This is a genomic window from Paenibacillus pinisoli (assembly GCF_003605435.1).
Taxonomy (GTDB): domain Bacteria; phylum Bacillota; class Bacilli; order Paenibacillales; family Paenibacillaceae; genus Pristimantibacillus; species Pristimantibacillus pinisoli.
In genome coordinates this window covers 971,520-993,962 of sequence record NZ_QXQB01000001.1, presented here as the reverse complement: position 1 = coordinate 993,962, position 22,443 = coordinate 971,520, and the positions used below count along the sequence as shown (strand labels likewise).

At 54.1% G+C, this 22,443-nt stretch carries 23 protein-coding genes; 16 read left to right on the top strand and 7 right to left on the bottom strand.

Annotated elements, in window-relative coordinates:
* Positions 1-46: 46 nt before the first annotated feature.
* The 5 genes from D3P09_RS04760 (at position 47) to D3P09_RS04740 (ending at position 4,084) form a co-directional block, all read left to right on the top strand.
* On the top strand, positions 47-688 hold the full coding sequence (locus D3P09_RS04760; protein WP_120107645.1) for an ABC transporter permease: 642 nt from the start codon (positions 47-49) through the stop codon (positions 686-688).
* Between the two features lie 23 nt (positions 689-711).
* On the top strand, positions 712-1,608 hold the full coding sequence (locus D3P09_RS04755; protein WP_120107643.1) for an ABC transporter substrate-binding protein: 897 nt from the start codon (positions 712-714) through the stop codon (positions 1,606-1,608).
* Positions 1,609-1,685: 77 nt separating this feature from the next.
* On the top strand, positions 1,686-2,642 hold the full coding sequence (locus tag D3P09_RS04750) for an ABC transporter ATP-binding protein (protein ID WP_120107641.1): 957 nt from the start codon (positions 1,686-1,688) through the stop codon (positions 2,640-2,642).
* A gap of 5 nt (positions 2,643-2,647) precedes the next feature.
* The gene (locus D3P09_RS04745) at positions 2,648-3,286 is read left to right on the top strand and encodes an ABC transporter permease (protein WP_120107639.1); all 639 of its coding nucleotides are present in this window, start codon (positions 2,648-2,650) and stop codon (positions 3,284-3,286) included.
* A 51-nt stretch (positions 3,287-3,337) separates the two neighbouring features.
* Entirely contained in the window at positions 3,338-4,084 is a 747-nt protein-coding gene (locus tag D3P09_RS04740) for an IclR family transcriptional regulator (protein ID WP_120107637.1), read from the top strand.
* A gap of 228 nt (positions 4,085-4,312) precedes the next feature.
* Here the strand turns inward: D3P09_RS04740 and D3P09_RS04735 are convergent, their stop codons facing one another.
* The 4 genes from D3P09_RS04735 to garR form a co-directional block, all read right to left on the bottom strand.
* Positions 4,313-5,164: a class II fructose-bisphosphate aldolase gene (locus D3P09_RS04735; RefSeq protein ID WP_120107635.1), complete on the bottom strand. Its 852-nt coding sequence runs from the start codon at positions 5,162-5,164 to the stop codon at positions 4,313-4,315.
* Positions 5,165-5,249: 85 nt separating this feature from the next.
* The gene (locus D3P09_RS04730; RefSeq protein ID WP_120107633.1) at positions 5,250-6,686 is read right to left on the bottom strand and encodes a four-carbon acid sugar kinase family protein; all 1,437 of its coding nucleotides are present in this window, start codon (positions 6,684-6,686) and stop codon (positions 5,250-5,252) included.
* A 34-nt stretch (positions 6,687-6,720) separates the two neighbouring features.
* A complete protein-coding gene (locus D3P09_RS04725) occupies positions 6,721-8,067 on the bottom strand; it encodes a GntP family permease (RefSeq protein WP_120107631.1) in 1,347 nt (448 codons plus the stop codon).
* Positions 8,068-8,100: 33 nt separating this feature from the next.
* Positions 8,101-8,994, bottom strand: coding sequence for a 2-hydroxy-3-oxopropionate reductase (garR, locus tag D3P09_RS04720; protein ID WP_120107629.1), 894 nt, complete (start codon positions 8,992-8,994; stop codon positions 8,101-8,103).
* 200 nt (positions 8,995-9,194) lie between these two features.
* Here garR and D3P09_RS04715 point away from each other — a divergent pair, with 200 nt between their 5' ends.
* Positions 9,195-9,812: a GntR family transcriptional regulator gene (locus D3P09_RS04715; RefSeq protein WP_120107627.1), complete on the top strand. Its 618-nt coding sequence runs from the start codon at positions 9,195-9,197 to the stop codon at positions 9,810-9,812.
* 131 nt (positions 9,813-9,943) lie between these two features.
* Here the strand turns inward: D3P09_RS04715 and D3P09_RS28270 are convergent, their stop codons facing one another.
* On the bottom strand, positions 9,944-10,207 hold the full coding sequence (locus D3P09_RS28270; RefSeq protein WP_120107626.1) for an aspartyl-phosphate phosphatase Spo0E family protein: 264 nt from the start codon (positions 10,205-10,207) through the stop codon (positions 9,944-9,946).
* Positions 10,208-10,447: 240 nt separating this feature from the next.
* Positions 10,448-11,785, bottom strand: a complete 1,338-nt coding sequence (locus D3P09_RS04705) for an LLM class flavin-dependent oxidoreductase (RefSeq protein ID WP_120107624.1) — start codon at positions 11,783-11,785, stop codon at positions 10,448-10,450.
* Positions 11,786-12,069: 284 nt separating this feature from the next.
* Between D3P09_RS04705 and D3P09_RS04700 the strand changes: the two genes are divergently transcribed.
* The 7 genes from D3P09_RS04700 to D3P09_RS04670 all read left to right on the top strand — a co-directional run bounded on the left by D3P09_RS04700 (position 12,070) and on the right by D3P09_RS04670 (position 18,035).
* On the top strand, positions 12,070-13,380 hold the full coding sequence (locus tag D3P09_RS04700) for a homocysteine synthase (RefSeq protein WP_120107623.1): 1,311 nt from the start codon (positions 12,070-12,072) through the stop codon (positions 13,378-13,380).
* Positions 13,381-13,403: 23 nt separating this feature from the next.
* On the top strand, positions 13,404-14,192 hold the full coding sequence (locus tag D3P09_RS04695; protein ID WP_120107621.1) for a methionine ABC transporter ATP-binding protein: 789 nt from the start codon (positions 13,404-13,406) through the stop codon (positions 14,190-14,192).
* A complete protein-coding gene (locus D3P09_RS04690) occupies positions 14,189-14,857 on the top strand; it encodes a methionine ABC transporter permease (RefSeq protein ID WP_120107619.1) in 669 nt (222 codons plus the stop codon). The genes D3P09_RS04695 and D3P09_RS04690 overlap by 4 nt, the downstream gene beginning before the upstream one ends.
* A gap of 44 nt (positions 14,858-14,901) precedes the next feature.
* The gene (locus tag D3P09_RS04685; protein ID WP_120107618.1) at positions 14,902-15,762 is read left to right on the top strand and encodes a MetQ/NlpA family ABC transporter substrate-binding protein; all 861 of its coding nucleotides are present in this window, start codon (positions 14,902-14,904) and stop codon (positions 15,760-15,762) included.
* 24 nt (positions 15,763-15,786) lie between these two features.
* The gene (locus D3P09_RS04680; RefSeq protein ID WP_120107616.1) at positions 15,787-16,806 is read left to right on the top strand and encodes an LLM class flavin-dependent oxidoreductase; all 1,020 of its coding nucleotides are present in this window, start codon (positions 15,787-15,789) and stop codon (positions 16,804-16,806) included.
* 223 nt (positions 16,807-17,029) lie between these two features.
* On the top strand, positions 17,030-17,485 hold the full coding sequence (locus D3P09_RS04675; protein ID WP_120107614.1) for a VOC family protein: 456 nt from the start codon (positions 17,030-17,032) through the stop codon (positions 17,483-17,485).
* Positions 17,475-18,035, top strand: coding sequence for a YdeI/OmpD-associated family protein (locus D3P09_RS04670; RefSeq protein ID WP_120107612.1), 561 nt, complete (start codon positions 17,475-17,477; stop codon positions 18,033-18,035). Before D3P09_RS04675 ends, D3P09_RS04670 begins: the two co-directional genes overlap by 11 nt.
* A 145-nt stretch (positions 18,036-18,180) precedes the next feature.
* Here D3P09_RS04670 and D3P09_RS28465 read toward each other — a convergent pair whose 3' ends face one another.
* Complete coding sequence (locus D3P09_RS28465) at positions 18,181-19,008, bottom strand: YHYH domain-containing protein (RefSeq protein ID WP_424452032.1); 828 nt, start codon at positions 19,006-19,008, stop codon at positions 18,181-18,183.
* A gap of 315 nt (positions 19,009-19,323) precedes the next feature.
* Between D3P09_RS28465 and D3P09_RS04660 the strand changes: the two genes are divergently transcribed.
* From D3P09_RS04660 to D3P09_RS04650, 3 genes are all read left to right on the top strand, one after another.
* The gene (locus D3P09_RS04660; protein ID WP_120107610.1) at positions 19,324-20,652 is read left to right on the top strand and encodes an ABC transporter substrate-binding protein; all 1,329 of its coding nucleotides are present in this window, start codon (positions 19,324-19,326) and stop codon (positions 20,650-20,652) included.
* Positions 20,653-20,731: 79 nt separating this feature from the next.
* Entirely contained in the window at positions 20,732-21,613 is an 882-nt protein-coding gene (locus D3P09_RS04655; protein WP_120107609.1) for a carbohydrate ABC transporter permease, read from the top strand.
* Positions 21,610-22,428, top strand: coding sequence for a carbohydrate ABC transporter permease (locus D3P09_RS04650; RefSeq protein WP_120107607.1), 819 nt, complete (start codon positions 21,610-21,612; stop codon positions 22,426-22,428). The genes D3P09_RS04655 and D3P09_RS04650 overlap by 4 nt, the downstream gene beginning before the upstream one ends.
* Positions 22,429-22,443: the final 15 nt, after the last annotated feature.

Below are 22,443 nucleotides of genomic sequence, written 5' to 3'. Positions count from 1 at the left end.
AACTCATTATTGTTTAATGATAATTTGATGAGGGGGTTGGTATCGAGTGGAGGTTCTGACCGGTGCCTATGAGTATGTGCTCGCGAACGGCGACCGCTTCTGGGAAGCTGTCCGGGTGCATCTCAGCATAAGCTTATACGCCTTTGCCATCGCCGCATTCCTATGCGTGCCGCTTGGCATCGTATGCGCGAAGAAGCAATGGCTTTCCGGACCGATCATGGGCTTGTTCAATTCTCTCCGGGTTATTCCGAGTCTCGCGGTGCTAGTCATTATCCTGCCGCTGATGGGCACGGGGTTTGCCCCCGCCCTTGTCGCGCTGACGCTGCTGGCTTGTCCTCCGATCCTGATCAACACGTACATGGGATTTCGCGGAATCGAGCCATCCATTATTGAAGCGGCCTCCGGCATGGGCATGAGCGGGGGAGCGATCATGCGAAGAATTGAGCTTCCTCTGGCGCTGCCCTTAGTGCTGTCCGGCATGAAGACGGCGGCTGTCGAAGTTATCGCTAGCGCGACGCTTGCGGCATTCATCGGAGGCGGCGGACTGGGCACCTTCATCATTAACGGTCTTGGGATGTACAATTTTTCTTTATTGTTGGTAGGTGCGCTTCCCGTGGCGATGCTGGCAATCTTGTCCGAGGTCGGCTTTGCGGGAATCGAAAGAGCGGCAACAAAATATCAGCGTTGAATGTGGAGAGGAGAACGTTAACCATGAAGAAGAAATGGATGACACTGGCAAGTATGATTATCGGCGCCGCGCTGCTGCTTAGCGCATGCTCCGGAGGCTCTGGCAAGGGAACGGTCAAGGTGGGCTCGAAAAACTTTACGGAATCGCTTATTCTGGGCGAGATGTACGCGCTGGCTTTGGAGAGCAAAGGCTACAAGGTAGACCGCAAGCTGAATCTCGGCGGTACGCTCGTCGCGCATGAAGCGCTTAAGAAAGGCGATATCGACTTTTATCCCGAATATACGGGTACTGGCTTGATCAACGTCCTGGAGCTGCCGCCTCAATCGGACGCTCAAGCGGTCTACGACGAAGTATCCCAAGGCTACAAGGAGAAGTTCAACCTGATCTGGCTGGAGCCGACCGATGCGAACGATTCCCAAGGCCTGGTGACGACGAAGGCGGTTGCCGAGAAATACAATCTGTACAAAATTTCCGATCTGCCTAAGCTGGCTTCCGAGCTGAATCTGGCAGCCGTGCCGGAGTTCGAGGAGCGCGAGGACGGTCTGAAAGGCCTTAACGACTTCTATGGCAAAATGGACTTCAAAAGCATCAAGCTGTTCGACTACGGCATCAAGTATCGCGTTATTCTGGACGGAGAAGCGGATGTAACAGTCGGCTTTACGACAGATGGCGATCTGACGAATCCGGATCTCGTGCTCCTGGAGGATGACGGCAAGTTCTGGCCCCCGTACTTTGTAGCCCCGGTTATTCGCGGCGACCTGAACGAGAAGGATCCTGAAATTGCTAAAGCGCTGAACGAAGTATCGGCTAAGCTGGACAATGAGACTGTGCAGAAGCTGAACGCTCGGGTCGACATTGACAAGAAGGAATATGCGGACGTAGCAAAAGCGTTCCTTCAAGAGCAAGGCTTGTTGAAATAATCGGGGCCGCGGAGGCGGCGGGGCTTCTTCCTGTCAAATAGGGGAAGCCCCTTCCTGTGATGGAGAGGGGATCATACATGGCAGATGCAGCTATTGTGTTCGACCGGGTTACCAAAACATTTCCGAAAGCGCCAAAGCCATCCGTGAACGAGACGAGCCTGACGGTGGAGTCGGGCTCATTCGTTACGATTCTGGGAGCGTCGGGCTGCGGCAAGACGACGCTGCTCAAGATGGTCAACCGCATTATTGAGCCGACATCCGGCACGATCTCGCTCTTCGGCAAGGACATCCGGCAGCAGCCGCTGACGGAGCTTCGCCGCAGCATCGGTTATGTGATTCAGCAGATCGGGTTGTTCCCGCATATGACGATCGAGCAGAACATCGCGACCGTGCCCCAAATCCTGGGCTGGGAACGGAGCCGGACCGATGCGCGGGTAAAGGAACTGATGGAGCTTGTCCATCTGCCGGATTCATACAGGCAGCGCTATCCGCGCCAGCTCTCGGGCGGCCAGCAGCAGCGGGTCGGCATTGCAAGAGCGATGGCGGGAGACCCTGCCGTGCTGCTGATGGACGAACCGTTCGGCGCAATCGACGCGATCACGCGAGGCAAGCTGCAGGATGACTTCAAGGAGATCCAGCGCCAGCTGGGCAAGACCGTCTTGTTCGTCACGCATGACGTTGATGAGGCGCTCAAGCTGGGCGACCGGATGATCGTTATGAATGAAGGAACGATTCAGCAATACGACAAGCCTATCCATATTATGGATAAGCCTTCGAACAGCTTCGTATCAGAGCTCGTTCAAGCCGAAGACCTGTTCCAGCGCCTTCATCTCATTCGCGCGAGCGAGGGCATGATTCCGCTGGAGGATGCGGCGCCGGAGCATTATCCGCGCCTCTCTGCAGACAGCAGCCTGAAGGATGCCCTGCAGGTGCTGCTCAAGCAGGATGTGCCTTATGTTGTAGTAGAAGCGGATGACGGGCAGGCGGCAGGCCGGGTAACGCTGGACCAGCTTAAGCTTGGCAGCGGCAGGTGAGCGGCATGATGGATTACTTTACAAGATATTATGACCGGTTATTCACAGCGCTTCTGGAGCACTGCTACTTGACAGCGCTGTCGCTGCTGATTGCAACGGCAATAGCGCTGCCGCTCGGATACTGGCTATCCCGCCATCGCCGGATTGCGGTGCCGGTAATGTCGGTGCTCGGCATTATCTATGCCATTCCGAGCCTGGGCATGTTCGCGCTGCTTATCCCGTTAGTAGGCCTTGGCTTCAAACCAGCCATTATCGCGCTTGTTGTGTACAGCCAGCTTATTCTGGTACGCAATGTCATCGCAGGCTTTCAATCGATTGATCCGTCAGTTATCGAAGCGGGGAGCGGGATGGGCTACAGCAAGTGGCAGCTGTTCCGCAAGGTCGAGCTTCCGCTGGCGCTTCCTGTTATTATCGGGGGCTTGCGCATCGCATCGGTCTCCATTATCGGCATTGCTACGATTGCGGCATGGATCAACGCAGGCGGGTTAGGTACGATTCTGTTCGAAGGACTGAATCAGAGTTCTATGCCGAAGATGGTATGGGGCACGCTGTTCGTGTCTGTGCTGGCGGTATCGGCCAATATGATTTTGCTCTGGCTGGAAAAAATATCGATGTCAAAAGCTCGCGGGGAATGGCGTGTATGATATAATGGTCACGATTAATGACCAAGTATAGCATACCTCCGAGGTGCTGATATGAACGGGACACAGACGTTAGGAAGAGCAATCGATATCTTATTTGTATTAGCAGAGTCCGGCTCGACGCTCACCGTAAGCGAGATCGCCGAGAAGGTGGGCATACCGGACAGCACGGCGTACCGTTTCATACAGACGCTGATCAAGAACGGCTTTGTTGAGCGCAAGGGCAGAGGCCAGATCGGCCTTGGCCTGCGTATCTTCGATTTGGCGAGGAGCCTGTCGCAGCAGATCGAGAAGGATCTGCTGACCATCGCCCGCCCGATCATGGAGGAGCTGACGAACGCAACAGGGGAGACGACTGTGCTGTTCGTGCGCTCCGGCTCAAAGGCAATCTGCATCGAGAATGTGACGAGCAAGCGGCTTATCCGGCTGTCCATCGAGAACGGGAGAGTGCTGCCGCTTAATCTGGGCGCCTCCGGCAAGACGTTGCTAGCCTACGAGAGCGAGAAGATTATGGAGGAGATGTGCAAGCTGTTCTCCGAGGGCGAGCAAGGTTCTGATGCGCTGTACCGAGAGCTGGATACGATCCGGCAACAAGGCTACAGCTTCACGTTGGGCGAATACGATTCAGATGCCTTCGCTGTTGCCGCACCGATTCTCGATACGCAGCAGCGTATTGTGGCGAGCCTGTCGGCGGCAGGCCCGATTCACCGGTTGAATAAGGATGAAGTCCCCGCTGTCATCGAGCAGGTGAAGGCTGCCGCAGCGCAAATTTCGTGCAAGCTGGGCGGGCTGTCGAGCTGAGGAGACGGTATTCATAGGAGCTCCACATATGCCTATACACGAATAGGGAGCTGTCCAGGATGTCATTTCTGACTAACGGGGCAGCTCTTTTCATGCCGAGGGCAAACTGCGCAATTTACGATCGCTGTTTTATTGGCGCGAACATGTGGAAGGAAAAAAAGAAGCCGTTCCTGGGTGCAATGGTTGATTCGTACAACCATTGCAAGGAAGGCTTCTTTCTGTTGCAAGTTATGCCTGCTCTTGGCGGGCCAGCAGCTTTACGAACTTTTTCATGACCGGCGCGATCGTGTATTGCATATCTGCCATGATCGCGGACAGATGAGTGCGCTGTGCCTCAGCGGAGGAGGCACAGCGGATCAGATGGGATACGGCAGCGAGAGATACTTCGGTATTGACGTTTACTTTGCAAATGCCGCTCTCGATTGCTTGGGCAATAATCGCATCCGGTGTGCCGGAGCCGCCATGCAGCACGAGCGGAATTGTTACAGCTGCTTCAATCTCGCGCAGCAGCTCCAGGTCAATCTTGGGCTCTCCCGTATACATGCCGTGCACGGTGCCGATAGCTGCGGCCAGAAAGTCGACGCCGGTTTCCTCGACAAAGCGCTTGGCGTCAGCGGGATCCGTCAGCCGGCCGTCGCCTTCTTCTTCGTCGGAGAAAGCGCCGCGGGAGACGGAGCCAATCTCCGCTTCCACGGATACGCCTGCCATATGGGCAAGATCTGCGATATCTTTGGTGCGTGCGATATTTTCGCCCAGCTCGTACTTGGAGCCGTCATACATGACGGATGTGAAGCCGCACCGGATTGCCCGGACGATAGACTCTTTCTCATAGGCATGATCCAGATGAAGCGCGACGGGAATGGCTGCTTTGCGGGCGATAGCGATCGCCATCGCGGCGAATCCTTCTAGATCAACAGTAGGCAAATAACGCTCGCCCAGCGCGATGATTACAGGGCGGTTCTCTTCCTCTGCCGCCTGTACAGAGGCCTGCACCGTCTCCAGATTAAATACGTTAAAGGCGGCAACGGCCTTTTTCTCTCGTTGCGCTGCCAGCAAGATTTCTTTGGTTGGTATTAGCATAGTTGAACTCCTTCTCCATTAAAAGCGGCGCATGCAGGGCGCCATCGGCCAGCTGCATACGCCGCAGCTTGAATCTCCCGGCGGATTAGCCCTCCAGCAGCTCTACCGTATCCTTCAGCGTGGAAGCCGATCCTACATTGCCCGGGAAGATTACATAATATAGTCCGGGGAATTTGCTTTCGTCTCCGGTAATCCAGACCGGAACGCCTGGCTGGATCTGTCCGGCTACAGTGGCGCGCTGTACACGCAGTCCCTTGGTCCCGATATCGCTGGACGTAATGCCGCCTTTGGCAATCATATACCTCGGCCGCACGTTCAGGCGCTGCACGATGCTGGTGACGGCATCCGATATTTTGACCGACTGCTGCAATTCCTCCTCCTGCTTTCCTTCCCCAAGGTCCAGACGCTCGCGGCGCGTATAGACTGTGACGGTACGCCCGGCTGCAATAGCGGCTTCCGTCTCCGCGATCACGCGGTCAACCTCGGCTTGAAAAGCTTCTGGCTGCGTCACCAGATGTACGTCAAATTCGATAAAGGTTACAAAGCCGCAGGTCTTCAGCCCTTCAAGCTGCTCCGTTGTTTTCTTTACATGCGAGCCGACAAGGATAAGTCCGCCGGTCCCGGGCTGTCCGCCGACAACCTCTTCCTTGGTCAGGAGCGGTCTGTCGCTGACGCCGCCGATCACCTTAGTGAAGGCCGCCGCTGTGCGGAACATAAAGGTTTTGCCGCGTTTCATCGCGCGTACTAGCGCAATGGAGAAAATCTTCACATCCATATCGTCGACGGCGTTCACGACAACCTTGTTAAAGCCGCTTACCTTCATCAACTGGTCCTCGATCGCTTCAAGATGAAGCGCGCGCAGGCTGTCTAGTGAAATATAAGTCGTGTCGGCTGCCTGATAGGCGCCGCCGGACTTCTCTTCGACCCATCTGCCCAGATCGGATTCGGTATAGCCGAATGTGCGGTCGCGCGCGAACTCGGTCTCGCCTGCGGGAACCAGATCCTCGCCGTACTGAACGTAGTGGATGTTGTCGATCGTATAGCGTCCGCCCGCCTTGAAGAAGGGGAGAATCACCTCGCCGTCGAATGGAACGCCGGAAGCCGCTTCTGTTGCCTTGCGCAGCGTCTCGGTCTCCAGCGGATAATGCCCGCGAAGAGTGGAGTCGCCGCGGCTGACGATCAGATAAGGCTTGCCGCCAAGCTGCCCGGACGCTTCCGCCGCATGGCGGGCGATGTCGCGGTGAACCGCTTCCGTCTCGCTGGCGATCAAGCCGCGCGAGTTCGTCAGGATGAAGAACATCGAGCTTTCTTCGCGGAAGCCCTTCAGCATCGTCTCCGGGGACCAGTCGGTGTACACGGATATGCCGTGCACCGTCTGCACGCCGGTGGGATCATCGTCCAGCACAATGATTTTGCGGCCGAAGCTTTCCAGCTCCGCTTCAAGCCATGTATCTACTTGCCCGCTGTCCACAGCGGGCAAGCGGTCAAATACGTCTCTCGCCAATCGTTTTCCAATATGCATAGGTTTCACACCTTTATCTTTATAGTTGTAGCTGTTACAGTCCCGGCAGAATGCCGCTGAACAGGCTAAGGACATAGACAGAAGCAAGCGCAGTGAGGCCCGCGATGAAGCCGCCGAGCGTCCATACCTTAAGCGTCTGCGGCACTGTCAGCTTGCCGAAGCGGTTCACGACCCAGAAGCCGGAGTCATTCGGCAGCGACAAGCCGATGCCGCCTGCACAGATTGCGAGACCGAGCAGGATAGGAGATACGCCGAGATCGGCAATAAGCGGTCCCATAATTGTTGATGTTGTCACAAGCGCCACTGTAGAAGAGCCTAGCGATGCGCGCAGGATTTGAGAGAAAATAAAAGCCAGCATCAGAACCGGAATGCTCCAGCTCTGCATCGTCGTAATCAGATAGTCGCCGATGCCGCTATGGTTGATGACTGCGCCGAATGCGCCGCCCGCGCCGGTAATGAGCACGATCATGCCCGCAGTTGCGATTGCTTCGGAATACAGCTTGTTGTAATTATCCGCAATGTAAGGGCGGAGGAAAATGATTGCTGCAAGTACGCTGATCAGCAAAGCGATGTTCTTGTCGCCGATGAAGCCGAAGAACGTCTCGATGGACGTGCCAGGGAACAGCATCTTGGAGAAGGTGTTCGCCAGAATAAGCACGATCGGAAGCGCCAGCATGCCGAAGGACAGGGCGGTGCTGATTTCTTTGCGCGAGCCTGGCTCTGCCTTCGTCTCTTCGATGTCTTCCGCTTTCACTTCTGTCTTCACGCGTTTGCCGATGAACATGCCGTACAGGAAGCCGCCAACCAGCGTAGCCGGAATCGCGCAGATGAGTCCGTACAGAATGAACAGTCCCAGGTCGGAGCCTGTATTCTCGGCTACGATCATCGGGCCTGGCGTAGGCGCGATCATGTTATGAGAAGTAATGAGGCCGATGCCCAGCGCCGTTACGAATGTGATGATCGAAATGCCGGTACGCGTCGCCAGACTCTTGAGCAACCCGCTCAGGATGACGAAGGCGGCGTCGAAGAAGACAGGGATAGAGACAATGGTGCCGGATACGGCAAGGCCTGCCGGCGATTTCTTGATGCCGAAAATCTTCAGCAGCGCTTCGGCGATCTTCTCGATTGCGCCGGATGCGCCAAGGAACTGGCCGAAGATGACGCCAAGGCCGATCAGAATGCCGACCCCGGTCAGCGTATTGCCGAAGCCGGAGGTGACAATGCCCGGCACTTCCTTCAGCGGAATGCCGATGGCGATCGCTGTGCCGAAAGCGATAACGGTCAAAGCAAGGAAAGGCTCAACCTTCCATTTGATAATCAGCAGAAACAGAAAGGCCAGTGCAATAACGAATGCAACAATGAGCATAGGTCCGGTTAACATAGGGCTTCCACCTTTTCGTCGTAGTAATGTTGATTACGTTGTCGTCTTGCCGACTTCAACTCCCGCCAGCTTTTCGTAATATTGAACAATGCCGCCATGGTCATGCGACTGCTTGCCTTCATCGCGAAGCGTCTCGAAGATATGGCGCACATGGGCTGTCAGCGGAAGCGGCATCTCGAAGGCATCAGCCGTCTCCATGACATTCGACAGGTCCTTCAGGTTAATATCGACGCGGCCGCCCGCCTTGAAATTACGCTCCAGAATCATCGGCACCTTCGCATCCAGCACCGTGCTGCCTGCCAATCCGCCGCGGATGGCCTGGTAGAGCTTATCGATGTCGATGCCGGCTTTTGCGGCGAGCACTAGCGCCTCGGACATTGCTGCAATGTTAACGTTTACAATGATTTGGTTTGCCAGCTTCGCAGTAGAGCCGCTGCCGCTTGGGCCAACGAGGATGACATCCTTGCCCATGCAAGAGAGGACAGGAAGCACGCGCTGGAAGGCTGTTTCATCGCCGCCGGCCATAATGGACAGGGTGCCGTCTATCGCTTTCGGCTCGCCGCCGCTCACTGGTGCGTCCAGCATTTGAATGCCTTGCTCCGCAAGCGCACTGGCTACTTCCTTCGCCACAACAGGCGAGATGGAGCTCATATCGACGACAACAGCGCCTGTCTTGGCGCCATGGATCACACCGTCTTCGCCGAGAAGCACGCTTTTCACAATGGCGTTATTGGGAAGCATAGTGATGATGACATCGCTTACATTTGCGACGGCTTTAGGAGAATCGCCCTGTGCCGCGCCTGCCTGCACCACTTCGGCTACAGCTTCCGCGTTCAGATCGTAGACCGTAAGGCTATATCCTTGTTTAATCAAATTTTTGGCCATTGGTTTACCCATAATGCCAAGTCCAACGAAACCAATTTTCATGTTGGAACCTCCTGTATCGTGTTGTGAAGTGATTTCGAAAGCTATTGTACACAAATATTTTAAAAATGTATACAAAAAATTCGAAATGGATACAAAATAAATATTGGTTTTTGCTTTCAATGGTCATTCGATAGCTTTATAATTTAGAGATAGTCTGTACCGAACCGCGATTTTTATGAGGGGCAAAGGAAGGTTGAATCATGAGCAAGCAGGCGTTTCAAGCGGCATATATACATTGTTACGAATTAATTAGAGATAAAATATTGAACGGAGAATTACCGGGAGGAACGAAGCTGGTAGAGGAGCGTCTCGCGGAGGAGCTTGGCGTCAGCCGGACGCCTGTCAGAGAGTCGATCCGCAAGCTGGAGCAGGAGGGACTGATCCAGAAGAAGCGTGTCGTGCAGCCGTCGGTGGAGGATCTGCGCCATATCTTCGAGGTACGCATGCTTTTGGAGGGGTTCTCAGCGCGCTGCGCCGCATCTTATATGGATGAAGCGACCCAGGAGAAGGTTCAGGAGTGCATTACGATTGCGCGTGAAGGCACGGTCGATATAACGATGGATGCGAACAAGCAGTTCCATGATCTGATCGTTCAGGCGAGCCGCAACCCGGAGATTGTCCGCATTATCGACCGGATGCAATCGATCATCTATCTGTTCCGAAGGGCGGTCGTTTATTACAAGCGTCCATTCCTGATCGACGAGCATCAACATATTCTGGATGCGATTCGCTCACACGACGCGGCAGCTGCGGAACGGCTCATGAAGGAGCATCTGCAGGCGGATCTGGACTTCTATCTGCATCTGGGCAAACATTAGACATGACAATAGAAGCCTCCGAGCGCCTCGGGGCTTCTTTCATTTGGCAGCGGCACGGAGCAACTGAGTTATGCTGATGCTTATGCAGCCTTATAGGTATATGTGGGATAGGTATACGGGAGACAGGGACCTTAGCCGGCTATGCGTTTCTTATTGTCTTCGGTGCAAGGGCGGCCCCATTGGTTGCATTGGTTGTACATTGGACATTTGCGATATTGGACAAGCGCGTCATCCAGCGCTTGGCTTGCGAGCAGCACAGAGGGGTCGACGAAGGATTGGAACTCGTCAAATGTGTTTTCCATAATGACTCTGAGCTTCTCGATTTGAGTTCTACATGGACAGTCCAAAGGGCTTATCCTCCTTTGAAAGTATAAAATTTCATGCGAAAGTATCATTTCTTATCTATAGTTTACAACAAATAGAGAAGAATGGCGATATGTGGAATAAAAAGTCGAAGAATGTTTTGTGAATTTGAAGCATCAATGGCTTTTTTTCCTTGATATTGACCGGATCACAAAAAAGAGATGCGCTGCTGCTGTGCATCTCTTTTTGTGATCCGGTTGATGAGTACACTTCTTGAATCGCCAAAAGCATGGGGCTGGCCTGTCGCCGCTGCGTCAGGCCAGCCCCATCGTTCAGGCATGGATGCTTATATATCGGTTAGGAGGAACGGGAATACCCAGATGCTCGCGCAGCGTCGCGCCTTCGTATTCCTTGCGGAACAGCCCGCGCTTCTGCAGAAGCGGAACGACATGATCGACGAAGTCCTCCAGCCCATCGGGCAAGGAAGGCGCCATCAGCATAAAGCCGTCGGCAGCTCCGCCGTTGAACCATCGTTCAATGGTATCCGCAATTTTCTCTGGAGTGCCTACCCAGTCTTCGCCGCTAAAGGCGCCGGTAAGTAAGGAGTATACCTCCCGAAGATTAGGATTCTCCCGCTCAATGACGGGCTGATGCTTGCGGTAATCCGGCTTGGCTAGCTGCAGCTTGCCAAGGCCCAGTTCGTCGGCTCGGGTGTCCAGCGTGCAGCCCGTAAAGTCGATATCCTTGAAGTAGTCGGAGAGGAAGCCGATGCCGGTTTCCTCGCTGATGAGCACCTCCAGCTGCAGCCGCTTTTCCTGCGCCTCCGCTTCCGTGCTCCCGATAATCGGGGAGAAGCCCTGCAATATATGGACATGCTCCAGATTGCGGCCGGAATCTGCCACAATTTGTTTGTACGAACGGTAGAATTCCGCTGCATCCGCGAAGCTGTACTTGATCGAAAAGATAACCTCTGCAACCTGGGACGAGAAGCTTTGGCCAGAATCCGAGGTGCCGGCTTGGACAAGGACGGGATGGCCTTGCGGCGAACGGCCGATATTAAGCGGCCCTTCCACGGAGAAGAATTCGCCTTTGTGCCGGATGCGATGCAGCTTCCCGGGTTCGAAGAAGACGCCGGATTCCTTGTCGCGCACGAAAGCATCGTCCTCCCAGGAGTCCCATAGCCCGCGCACCACTTGCAGGAATTCAGCCGCTCGCTTATAGCGGAAGCTGTGCTCCAGATGCTCCTCCGCGCCGAAGTTGCGAGCTGTATTGCCGGAGAGATCGCGTGTGGTAACGATATTCCATCCCGCTCGTCCTTTGCTGATATGGTCAACCGACATGAGCAGCCTTGCCAGATTGAACGGCTCAATGTAGGAAGTGGAAGCGGTAGCGACGAGGCCGATATGCGATGTAGCGCCTGCCAGAGCGGCAATCAGTGTGACCGGCTCAAAGCGGTTCAGAATGTTGGGATGGGACACTTCGTTAATGGCGAGGCTGTCAGCCAGGAAGGCGATATCGAACTTGCCGCGTTCGGCTGTCTGTGCCAGACGCTTATAGTAATCAATGTCGATGCTGGAGCCGGGCTGCGCATCCGGCAGCCGCCAGGAGGCCGTATGCATGCCGGTTCCGACCAGGTAGGCGGATAGTTTAATTTGACGTTTTGCTGTCATGTTGTCCACTCCTTATATCCTATTAATCGCATAAGATTTATTGGAAAATAATTTAACATGGGGTAAACTGGTCGTCAATCCTATATTTCAAATGAATGCTCAAAATTAAATTTTTTTGAAATATTGACGAAACCGGGAAGCTGGCCTATACTGTGATCATAAGTCCAACTAAGTAGGTATGAATACTCAATATTATTCTACCGGATAACCGGAGATGCTGCTGTTCACTCAGTCGCATCTCCTTTTTTTGTTTCACCTATCACCTTATGAGGAGAGTGTTGAACATGGCAGATGAGCAAATCTATCGTCCAGAGACGCTGGCAGTACACGGAGGACAGGAGCTTGATTCCGCTACATTGGCAAGAGCGGTGCCGATCTATCAAACAACATCCTACGGCTTCCGGGATACCGAGCATGCGGCGAATCTGTTCGGATTGAAGGAGGTTGGAAATATCTACACTCGCGTTTCCAATCCAACATCGGATGTGTTCGAGCGGCGGCTTGCCCTCTTGGAGGGCGGCGTTGGAGCCTTGTCCACTGCTTCGGGGCAAGCAGCAATCACTTATTCCATCTTCAATATTGCGGGAGCGGGGGACCATATCGTATCTTCGGCAAGCTTGTACGGAGGCACGCACAATCTATTCGCAGCGACGTTCCCGAAATTCGGCATTGACGTGACCTTCGTAGATCCCTCGGATCCGGCGAATTTCCGCAAGGCGATCCGCAGCAATACAAAAGCGGTCTTCGCAGAGACGATCGGCAATCCAAAGGGGGATGTCCTTGACATTGAAGCCGTCGCGGAAGCCGCTCATGATAACGGCATTCCACTGATCGTTGACAATACGTTCCCGAGTCCTTATTTGCTTCAGCCCATCGCCCATGGCGCAGACATAGTCGTCCATTCCGCGACCAAATTTATTGGCGGACACGGCACCTCGATCGGCGGCATTATTATCGACGGCGGGAAGTTCGACTGGGAAGCGAGCGGCAAGTTCCCGGGGCTGACGGAGCCTGATCCGAGCTATGATGGCGTTGTATTCACGGAAGCATTCAAGGAGCTGGCTTATATTACCAAAGCCAGAGTTCAGCTGCTTAGGGATATCGGGGCGGTCTTGTCTCCGTTCAACTCTTTCCTGCTGCTGCAAGGGCTGGAGACGCTGCACCTCAGATTGGAGCGCCACAGCGAGAATGCACTGGCGGCAGCCCGTTATCTGGAGGACCATCCGGACGTAGAGTGGGTCAGCTACCCGGGGCTGGAGTCGCACGCTTCATACGCCCTGGCGCAAAAATATTTGAAAAAAGGGCAAGGCGCGATTCTCGCTTTCGGAATTAAAGGAGGCGTAGAAGCCGGCAAAAGGCTGATTCATAACGTGAAGCTGTTCTCCCATCTGGCGAATGTCGGCGATTCCAAGTCGCTCATCATTCATCCTGCCAGCACGACGCATCTGCAGCTATCCGAGCAGGAGCAGCTCGCAGCAGGCGTAACGCCGGGACTGATCCGTCTATCTATCGGAACGGAAGCGATAGAGGATATCATCGAAGACTTAAAGCAGGCGATCGCGCTAAGCCAGCAAGTGCCGGCCAGCCAGGCCTGAGGGCGGGGCGGAGGCAGGTATGCATGATTACAGTACAACAATTGAGCAAGAGCTACTCAACAACAAAAGGAGCTGCGGTACAGGCGCTTGACGGAATCGATCTGCATATCGACAAGGGCGATATTTTCGGCATTATCGGCTTCAGCGGCGCGGGCAAATCAACGCTCATCCGCTGCTTGAACCGGCTGGAGGAGCCGGATACGGGCTCCATCTTGGTCGGCGGCAAAGATATTATGCAGCTTAAGGGGAAGGAGCTGCGGCAAGCGCGGCAGAAGATCGGCATGATCTTCCAGCAGTTCAACCTGCTGGACTCCCGTACGGTATTCGGCAATGTCGCCTTCCCGCTGGAGGTGGCGGGAAGGAGCAAATCCGAGATTCGCGACAGAGTAACCGATATTCTGGAGCTGGTGCAGCTGTCCGACAAGGCGGGAATGTATCCGTCGCAGCTGAGCGGGGGACAGAAGCAGCGCGTAGGTATCGCGCGAGCGCTGGCTAATGACCCCGATGTGCTGCTCAGCGACGAAGCGACATCGGCGCTCGACCCGGAGACGACGCATTCCATCCTGGAGCTGATGAAGGATATTAACCGCAAGCTGAAGCTGACGATTGTGCTCATCACGCATGAGCTGGATGTGCTGCAGCATATTTGCAACCGGATGGCGGTCATCGAAGGCGGAAGAATTGTGGAGACGGGTACGGTGGATAAATTTTTTATGCATCCCGAGAGCGCCACGTCGAAGCGGTTCGTTCATATTGTGCAAAATTATTACGCCAATCGGTTTTTGGTAGAGGGACAGGGTGCAGGCATATGAGGGATGACCTATTCGATTTGCTGTGGACAGGACTGCTGGAGACGCTGTACATGGTGTTCTGGTCGTCGCTGTTCGCCCTCGCCATTGGCCTTGCGCTTGGCATCACGGTGGTTGTGACGGAGAGAGGCGGCATTCTGCCGATTCCGATTCTGAACAAGGTGATCGGCTTCATCATTAATACCGTCCGCTCCTTGCCGTTTATTATTCTGATCGTCATTCTGCTGCCCGTATCGCGCTTCATCGTCGGCACCTCGCTTGGTCCGAAGGCGGCAATCGTCGCCCTGTCGATCGGGGCGGCTCCCTTCCTGGCGCGAATCATCGAGAACTCGCTCAAGGAGGTTACCGCTGGCAAGATTGAGGCAGCGAAGTCGGTCGGCGCTTCTCCTGCCGTCATCATTTTCCGCGTGCTCATACCCGAGGCCTTGCCTGCACTAGTACGGGCAGCGACGATAGCTGTCATTGCCATTACGGAATTTACGGCAGTTGCCGGAGCGATCGGAGCGGGCGGGCTGGGCAGCTTGGCGATCCGGTTCGGCTATCAACGGTTCCGGGAAGATATTCTGCTTGCGACCGTGCTTGTTATTATTGCGCTCGTTCAACTGATTCAATGGACGGGCGACTTGACTGCCCGCAGCATTCAGCAGCGGCGGTTCAAACGGGAATAATCCATTCACACCATCCAATCACATGAAAGAAGGTCTTGATTCCGATGAAACGTAAAAAAATCAAACATATGACAGTAGTTGCTCTGATGCTGACTCTTGCCATCGTGGCGGCGGGCTGCTCTTCGGGCAATAAGGATAAAGGCAATGAGCCGGGTCCGTCGGAGGCCGCCGGCGGCAATACAGGAAGCGTAACGCTGAAGGTCGGCTCTGCTGCCGTGCCGCATGCTGAAATATTGAATGAAGTGAAAGCATCGCTGAAGGAGAAGGGTGTAGACCTCGAAGTGGTCGTATTCGATGATGAGGGGCAGCTTAATCCGGCGCTGCATGAGAAGCAGATCGATGCGAACTTCTTCCAGCATGTGCCGTATCTCGATTCGGTCAAGGATGAGAAAGGCTATGATTTTGCTGTAACGACGAAGGTTCACGTCGAGCCCATTGGCTTTTACTCCGACAAGCTGAAGTCGAAGGATGAGATCAAGGAAGGCGCCAAAATCGGCATTCCGAACAATCCGTCCAACGAATACCGCGCGCTGGTGCTGCTTCAAGAGCAGGGGCTGATCAAGCTGCGCGACGGTCTGACGACTTACGAGGCGACACCGAAGGATATTGTGGATAATCCGCTGAAGCTGGAATTCATTGAAGCTGACTCCGCGACGCTGCCGCGCGCGCTGCCGGACTTGGACGGCGCCATTATTAATACGAACTTGATTCTGGAGGCGAAGATCGATCCGGAGTCGGCCCTGTTCCGCGAAAATGCGAATTCTCCTTATGCCAACATCATTGTTGTGCGCAAAGGCGACGAGAACCGCGAAGAAATCAAGAAGCTGGATGAAGCGCTCACCTCGCCTGAGGTGAAGAAGTTTATTGAAGAGAAGTACGGCGTAGCGGTCGTGCCGGCATTCTAAGGTTTGGCGCAGGGAGGCTGCAAGATGGCTATTCGGTTAAGCATATTGGACCAAAGTCCAATTTATAAAGAAGATACAGGATCGGAAGCGCTGCGAAGCACCGTGCGGCTGGCGCAGCGGGCAGAGCAGCTGGGCTATCACCGCTTCTGGGTGTCGGAGCATCATGATTCCACCCATGTGGCAGGATCGTCGCCGGAGGTGCTCATTGCGTATTTGCTGGCAAGTACGGAGCGGATTCGTGTAGGGTCCGGCGGCGTCATGCTTCAGCACTACAGTCCGTACAAGGTAGCGGAAAATTTCAACGTGCTGTCATCGCTGGCACCCGGCCGTGTCGATCTTGGGATCGGACGCTCGCCTGGCGGCTTGCCGAAGTCTGCTCAGGCGCTCAGGCAGAACAATGACGGCGCCTTGCCTGACTTGACGGAGAAGCTGGCGGAGCTGGACCGGTACTTGACGGATTCCTTGGAGGAGAGCCATCCGCTGTACGGATTGAAGGCGACGCCGATTCCATTCATTCCCGCCGATCTCTTCATTCTGGGCACGTCGGTCGAAAGCGCCAAACAAGCTGCCCGGCTGGGATTGCCGTACGTCTTCTCTCTATTTATTACAGGGGACGAGGCTGCGGCAGAGGAGGCTTTGAACGCTTATCGGGAAGCTTTTATTTCCGTCCGCGGCTCAGAGCCGCTGCCTCTGGCGGCGCTTTCGGTAATTGCCTCGGATACGGAAGAAGAGGCTGCGGCGATTGCCAGCGAGGTGCAGCATATCAAGATTCATCTGGCAAGCGGTCGCACTATCACGGTATCGACGCTGGAGCATGCCCAGCAATTCGAGAAGCAATCGACAGAGCCATACACAATCGAAGTGAGGGAGCCGCATGTGATCAAAGGCACGGGCGAGTCGGTATGGCATGAACTGCAGCGCAAAGCCGAGCGGCTGAACGTGCCTGAGCTGGTCTTGCTCGCTCCGATCCGCCATCCGGAGAAGCGCATCCGCAGCTTCGAGCTGCTGATCGAAGCAGCGCACGCCGCACGGGCTACCCCTTAATTGGATATGGAGCAAAACAAGGCGCAGCCCAATGGCTGCGCCTTGTTTTGTAGAAGTGTCCCTCTCCAACGGCTCGTTTCAGATAGAAAGATTCTCAAGCTTAGCATAATAGGGCTATTAAAAAATAGGATTGGAAACACTGACATACAGATGTCAGCGTTGGGGGGATACAATTGGAACCAAGAAGAGCAGTTCAATCTTGAATATTCGGGAGGCAGCTATAATGAGCAAAATACAATCTTTGCGAGGATTTGCGACGATCAGTTATTGGGCGGATGATGTGGAGGCGGCGAAAGCATGGTATGCGGAGCTCCTCGGCCTTGCCCCGTACTTTGAACGGTCGGGACCGGATGGCCGGCTTGCTTATGCGGAATTCCGGCTTGGGGATTACCAGCATGAGCTTGGCATCATTAATCGCCGTTTTGCTCCTGCCGCAGCAGCTGCCGGTCCCGGGGGCGCCATCATGTATTGGCATGTGGATGATATTCATGCGATGCTGCAAAAGCTGAAGGAGATGGGCGCTGCAGAGTACGAACCAATTACACCTAGAGGCGACTCTGGATTCGTCACAGCTTCGGTCATAGATCCATTCGGCAACGTGCTGGGCATTATGTTCAATCCGCATTACGTAGACGTATGGGAACAACGGCAGAAGGGTGTGATAGTTCATGATCATTGATAATGCCGTGCGGGCAGGCAACCGCCAAGAATGGCGAGAGTGGCTCGGCGCGCATCATCAATTGCAGCCGTATTGCTGGCTGATTAGAGCGAAGAACGATCCGATCAGCTATTTCGACATCGTGGAAGAGGCGCTTTGTTTTGGCTGGATTGACAGTACCCGCAAACGTATAGATGATAATCAGACTGCCCAGCGCTTCTCTCCCCGGCGGAAAAACAGCAGCTGGACAGAGCTGAACAAGGAACGCGTCCGGCGGCTGGACCGGCTAGGTTTAATGACAGAGGCGGGAAGGAGCGTTTTGCCGGATATGGGCCCGGATTCATTCGCGATTCAAGAAGATATCTTGCGGTTGCTGAAGCAGGATGAAGAGCTCTACAGCAACTTTCAGGCCATGCCCGAGCTGTATGTCAGAATCAGAATCGATAATATTCAGTCCGTTGAAAAGGACGCAGCTCTGTATGCCTCAAGGTTAGATAAGTTTATAACGCATACCCGCGAGAATAAAATGTATGGGCAGTGGCATGATGAAGGCCGTCTTTTGGAAGGGTAGTCTCAGAGGAAAAGCGGCGCAGCAAATAAAACAAGCTGGGATCGGCAGAGAGCCGGAGCCAGCTTGTTTTATTTGGACAGGAACGATATGAAAGGCCCCCCAATAAGCCATCTGGCAAAATCGGAGAAGGTCTAGTCTTTCAGGTCTACTCCTTCATCTGCCGCTCGGCAATGAGGGCGTTTTTCCTGGCGCCTTCTTTCAAATCTGCAGGGGCATATTCGGCATTGGCGATAACGTTATAGCGCTTGAGGGCGTTTGCGTAATCTTTTTCCACATATGCGCTATATGCTTGCTGCGAAAGCTTAAGCGCAGCGTCTTTCATGAACTGCACGGCATGCTTGTTCGCAGCAAGTCCTTCTTTCATTTTTTTGTCGGCGATAAGGACGGCGTTGACGTAGTTCTTCTGATTGTAATACCAGCGGGCATTGGCGAAGGCACTCAGGAATGCCTGGCGTTCCTGTATCAGCCCGAGGTTCGCAGGGACGTTATACGTTTTGCTGTAAGATGCGTCTTGTCCGAGAAGCTCGTAATAAAGCTTCGCTTTATCAAGCTGGTCGGATTCGTAGAAGGCTTTGGCCTGCTCCGCTACTTTTTTGGCTGCTGCCGATTGATTCGAGGCATTTACTTTCCAGCTGTAGCCCGTATCTTGGGTTTGGAAATAGTAGTATAACGCGTTGTAATAGCTGCCCTGCTTCAAATAATAATCCCCGTTCCAAATATAGCCGTCGGCTTCGATCTCCGCTGCGCTTCTGGTGTCGGCGGCTTTGGAGGATGACGATGAAGAAGAGGAGGAGCTTTTGCTTTTGCCCCCGCCGTTATGGTAGTGGTATTCCCCGTATTCCAGCCCCCACTTCTCGCAATTGGTGCGGCATGTATGCCCGCCATTCGAATCCGTGCGGCCCGGATGGGCAGCTGCCAGGCTGCTGCATAAAAACAATAAGATGGCGATCAGTGCAGTTGTCTTTTTCATCATGACAGATGTCTCCTTATAATCTAGTATTTGACACTATTCTATAGGAGTCGGACGAGTCTGAATAGCGGAATTCTTAAATTTTTAGAAAATAATTGAAAATGAGGGGTTAATCCTGGCCATTATGTTGATGCATGCGAAGTACTCATTTCATATTTCGTACGCGAATGATTTCTTTAAACCCTCGTTATCGTTGTTGAATGTGCGTTATTTAACCGGAAAGCGGCATGCATTAGTCTAGATGTAACGGGTGACCCGATTGGAAAGACTGACAGCATGCACCCGTTATTCATCCTATTTGTACAGGAGGTCAATCGTATGAAGAGAAAGATGAAACGCTGGATGCAAGGAACGCTTGCCGCAGTCCTGGCAGTCAGCATGCTAAGCGCATGCGGCGGCGGGAATGACAAGCCTAGCCAGGGCGTGGAAGGTGAAGGGGCGGCCAAGCCGTTCCAGGGCAAGAAGCTGTCAATCGCTACAGCGAACCACCCGTGGGGGGATGCGATTAAAGAGCTGATTCCGCAATTTGAGGAAGAGACGGGCATGAAGGTGGATGTGCAGAGCTACTTCGAGGACCAACTGTCCCAGAAGCTGACCGTGCAGTTCACATCCGGCTCGGCTACGCCGGACGTGTTCATGTACAGTCCGCTGCAGCATGCCAAGCAATTTTACAATAATGGCTGGCTTCAGCCGCTGGATGAATATGTGACGAAAAATGCGGACTACGACTTCGAGGACTTCTCGAAGGCATCCGTCAGCACCAACACGATCGATGGCAAAATCGTCGGCATCCCGACCATTACCGAGCAGCACATCCTGTACTACCGCAAGGATCTGCTGGAGGAAGCGAACATTGCCGTTCCGAAGACGATGGACGAGCTGCTGGCGGCGGCCAAAGCGCTGCATGATCCGAGCAAGGAAATGTACGGCTTCTCCGCTCGCGGCCAGCGCTCCGCGCTAGTGTCGCAGATCTCGTCGTTCATGTACTCCGAAGGCGGCGAATTCATGCGCGACGGCAAGGCGTTTCTGAACTCGCCTGAATCGGTGAAGGGCATGAACACTTATGCGACGCTGCTCCGTGACTTCGGTCCTCCGGGCGTGCTGAATATGTCCTGGCCGCAAGCGATCGGCGTATTCGCGCAAGGCAAATCCGCCTTCTTCGCCGATGTCAACTCGATCTATCTCAATGCGGCTGATCCGGAGAAATCCACGATCTCGGACCAGATCGGCTATGCGGTATTCCCAGCCGGCGATGCGGGCTCGCAGCCGTTCAACATTGCGTCGTGGGGCATTGCGATGAATGCCAAGGCTGCGGACAAGGATGCGGCGTGGGCGTTCATCGAGTGGGCAACAAGCAAGGAAATTATGCTGGAGACGCAGAAGCTGGGCAATCCAGGCTCCCGCTTGTCCGTATGGGCTAGTCCTGAAGGCACAGTAGCCTTCCCGAAAGAGCTGGCGGAAGTGACGATGGAGACGCAGAAGGGCGGCGTCGACCACTCCCTGCCGCAAGTGAATGCCGTAGGCGAAGCCCGCGACATTATCGGCTCAATCGTGCAGCGCGCGATTACGGGCGAGGATATTCAGGCGGCAGCCGATCAGGCGAACAAGGAATTCCAGGCATTAATCGATAACGAATCCGGACAATAAGCTGCGGAGGTTGGAGGGATGCGTCCGGGCGGACGCGTCCCTTCTTCATCCCGAGGCGCAACGAGAAAGGATGGAGGCAATGCGAACGAACTGGTTTGATCGCAACCAGAAATGGATATACACCATGCCGGCTGTATTATTCGTGCTTCTTATGATGGTATTCCCGATTTTGTATACCTTCCGAATCAGTTTCTATGAATGGAGCATGTCCTCGACGACGCCACCGAAGTGGGTTGGGTTCGACAACTATATCGCACTATTATCAGATGCCCGCTTTTGGGTGACGGTCAAGCAGACCTTTATCTTTACATTCGGCGCACTAATTGTGCAGACGGTGCTGGGCGTGGCTATTGCAGTGTTGCTCCACCGTGAATTTTTTGGCAAAAATTTGGTCAAAACGATCTTCCTGCTCCCGATGGTCGCAACGCCTGTTGCGATGGGCCTGGTCTGGCTGTTGATCTACGAGCCAAGCATCGGCGCCGCCAATACGCTGCTCAAGATGATAGGGCTCAGCCCGCAGCTGTGGATCGCTTCGCCGTCTCAGGTTATGCCGTCCCTTATTCTAATGGATGTGTGGATGTGGACGCCGATGATCTCGCTGATCGTTATGGCCGGACTTGCGACGCTGCCGACTGAGCCGTATGAAGCGGCTGATGTGGACGGGGCTTCGACCTGGCAGAAATTCTGGTATGTGACGCTGCCGCTGCTGCGTCCGACGATCATTGTAGCGGTCATGCTGCGCTTGATCGATGTGCTGAAAACGTTCGATATCATCTATGCCACTACGCAAGGCGGTCCGAATATGAAGTCGGAGACGCTGAACATTTACGGTTATACGCTAGGCTTCCAATACTTTAAGCTTGGCATGGCTTCTACGCTGCTCGTCATCTTTTTTGCTATCGTGATGGCTTTAACGCTGCTTATGATCTATGTGCGCAAACGTCTGGAGGTGGCTTCATGAAGCGCAAAAAACGAATCAAAACGATCATCATGAGCTCGCTCACGGGCCTGGTCGTCATCAGCTTTGCGTTTCCGTTCGTCTGGATGCTGCTGGCTTCGTTCAAGACACAGGCTCAAATCATGTCGCCCGATGAATTTCTGATCTTCAAGCCTACCGGGCAAAACTATGTGAATGTCTTTAATGAATACGACTTCATGAAATTTATCATCAACAGCTTTATTGTTGCGGCAGGATCGACGCTCGGCTCCTTGATTCTAGGTCTGCCGGCTGCTTACGCGATCGCGCGCCACCGGCTGCAGGGCCTTGGGCTCGTCATTCTGGTCGCCCGCATTATTCCCGGCATTACATTCCTTATTCCTTGGTTCATTATTTTCTCGCAGCTCGGACTGGTCGACTCTTATCTGTCGCTCATTCTCAGCCATATGCTGGTCGGCTTGCCGTTCATCATCTGGGTTATGATTTCGTTCTTCGAGGGCTTGCCGACGGAAATCGAGGAAGCGGGCCTGATTGACGGCTGTACGCCGACACAGGTATTCCTTCGAATCGTATTGCCGATCTCCGGACCGGGCATTATTACATCATCGCTATTGTCCTTTATCTTCTCGTGGAACAACTTTATGTTCTCGATTATTCTTGCGGGAGACAAGACGAAGACGCTGCCAGTCGCGGTATTCAACTTTATGTCCTATTCCGAAATCAACTGGGGCGCGCTCATGGCTTCGGCTTGCGTCATTACGCTTCCGGTGCTCATTATTGCGCTGCTTGCCCAGCGATTTATCGTTAGCGGTCTTGCAGCGGGCGCGGTGAAGGGCTAAACTACTTGTACAACC

Coding starts and splice junctions, on each gene's coding strand:
- D3P09_RS04675 (WP_120107614.1), top strand. CDS start 17,030: ATGAGCAAAATACAATCTTTGCGAGGATTTGCGACGATCAGTTATTGG.
- D3P09_RS04680 (WP_120107616.1), top strand. CDS start 15,787: ATGGCTATTCGGTTAAGCATATTGGACCAAAGTCCAATTTATAAAGAA.
- D3P09_RS04655 (WP_120107609.1), top strand. CDS start 20,732: ATGCGAACGAACTGGTTTGATCGCAACCAGAAATGGATATACACCATG.
- D3P09_RS28270 (WP_120107626.1), bottom strand. CDS start 10,207: ATGATACTTTCGCATGAAATTTTATACTTTCAAAGGAGGATAAGCCCT.
- D3P09_RS04725 (WP_120107631.1), bottom strand. CDS start 8,067: ATGTTAACCGGACCTATGCTCATTGTTGCATTCGTTATTGCACTGGCC.
- D3P09_RS04755 (WP_120107643.1), top strand. CDS start 712: ATGAAGAAGAAATGGATGACACTGGCAAGTATGATTATCGGCGCCGCG.
- D3P09_RS04740 (WP_120107637.1), top strand. CDS start 3,338: ATGAACGGGACACAGACGTTAGGAAGAGCAATCGATATCTTATTTGTA.
- D3P09_RS04715 (WP_120107627.1), top strand. CDS start 9,195: ATGAGCAAGCAGGCGTTTCAAGCGGCATATATACATTGTTACGAATTA.
- D3P09_RS04690 (WP_120107619.1), top strand. CDS start 14,189: ATGAGGGATGACCTATTCGATTTGCTGTGGACAGGACTGCTGGAGACG.
- D3P09_RS28465 (WP_424452032.1), bottom strand. CDS start 19,008: ATGATGAAAAAGACAACTGCACTGATCGCCATCTTATTGTTTTTATGC.
- D3P09_RS04650 (WP_120107607.1), top strand. CDS start 21,610: ATGAAGCGCAAAAAACGAATCAAAACGATCATCATGAGCTCGCTCACG.
- D3P09_RS04660 (WP_120107610.1), top strand. CDS start 19,324: ATGAAGAGAAAGATGAAACGCTGGATGCAAGGAACGCTTGCCGCAGTC.
- D3P09_RS04730 (WP_120107633.1), bottom strand. CDS start 6,686: ATGCATATTGGAAAACGATTGGCGAGAGACGTATTTGACCGCTTGCCC.
- D3P09_RS04700 (WP_120107623.1), top strand. CDS start 12,070: ATGGCAGATGAGCAAATCTATCGTCCAGAGACGCTGGCAGTACACGGA.
- D3P09_RS04750 (WP_120107641.1), top strand. CDS start 1,686: ATGGCAGATGCAGCTATTGTGTTCGACCGGGTTACCAAAACATTTCCG.
- D3P09_RS04685 (WP_120107618.1), top strand. CDS start 14,902: ATGAAACGTAAAAAAATCAAACATATGACAGTAGTTGCTCTGATGCTG.
- D3P09_RS04705 (WP_120107624.1), bottom strand. CDS start 11,785: ATGACAGCAAAACGTCAAATTAAACTATCCGCCTACCTGGTCGGAACC.
- D3P09_RS04735 (WP_120107635.1), bottom strand. CDS start 5,164: ATGCTAATACCAACCAAAGAAATCTTGCTGGCAGCGCAACGAGAGAAA.
- D3P09_RS04745 (WP_120107639.1), top strand. CDS start 2,648: ATGATGGATTACTTTACAAGATATTATGACCGGTTATTCACAGCGCTT.
- garR (WP_120107629.1), bottom strand. CDS start 8,994: ATGAAAATTGGTTTCGTTGGACTTGGCATTATGGGTAAACCAATGGCC.
- D3P09_RS04670 (WP_120107612.1), top strand. CDS start 17,475: ATGATCATTGATAATGCCGTGCGGGCAGGCAACCGCCAAGAATGGCGA.
- D3P09_RS04695 (WP_120107621.1), top strand. CDS start 13,404: ATGATTACAGTACAACAATTGAGCAAGAGCTACTCAACAACAAAAGGA.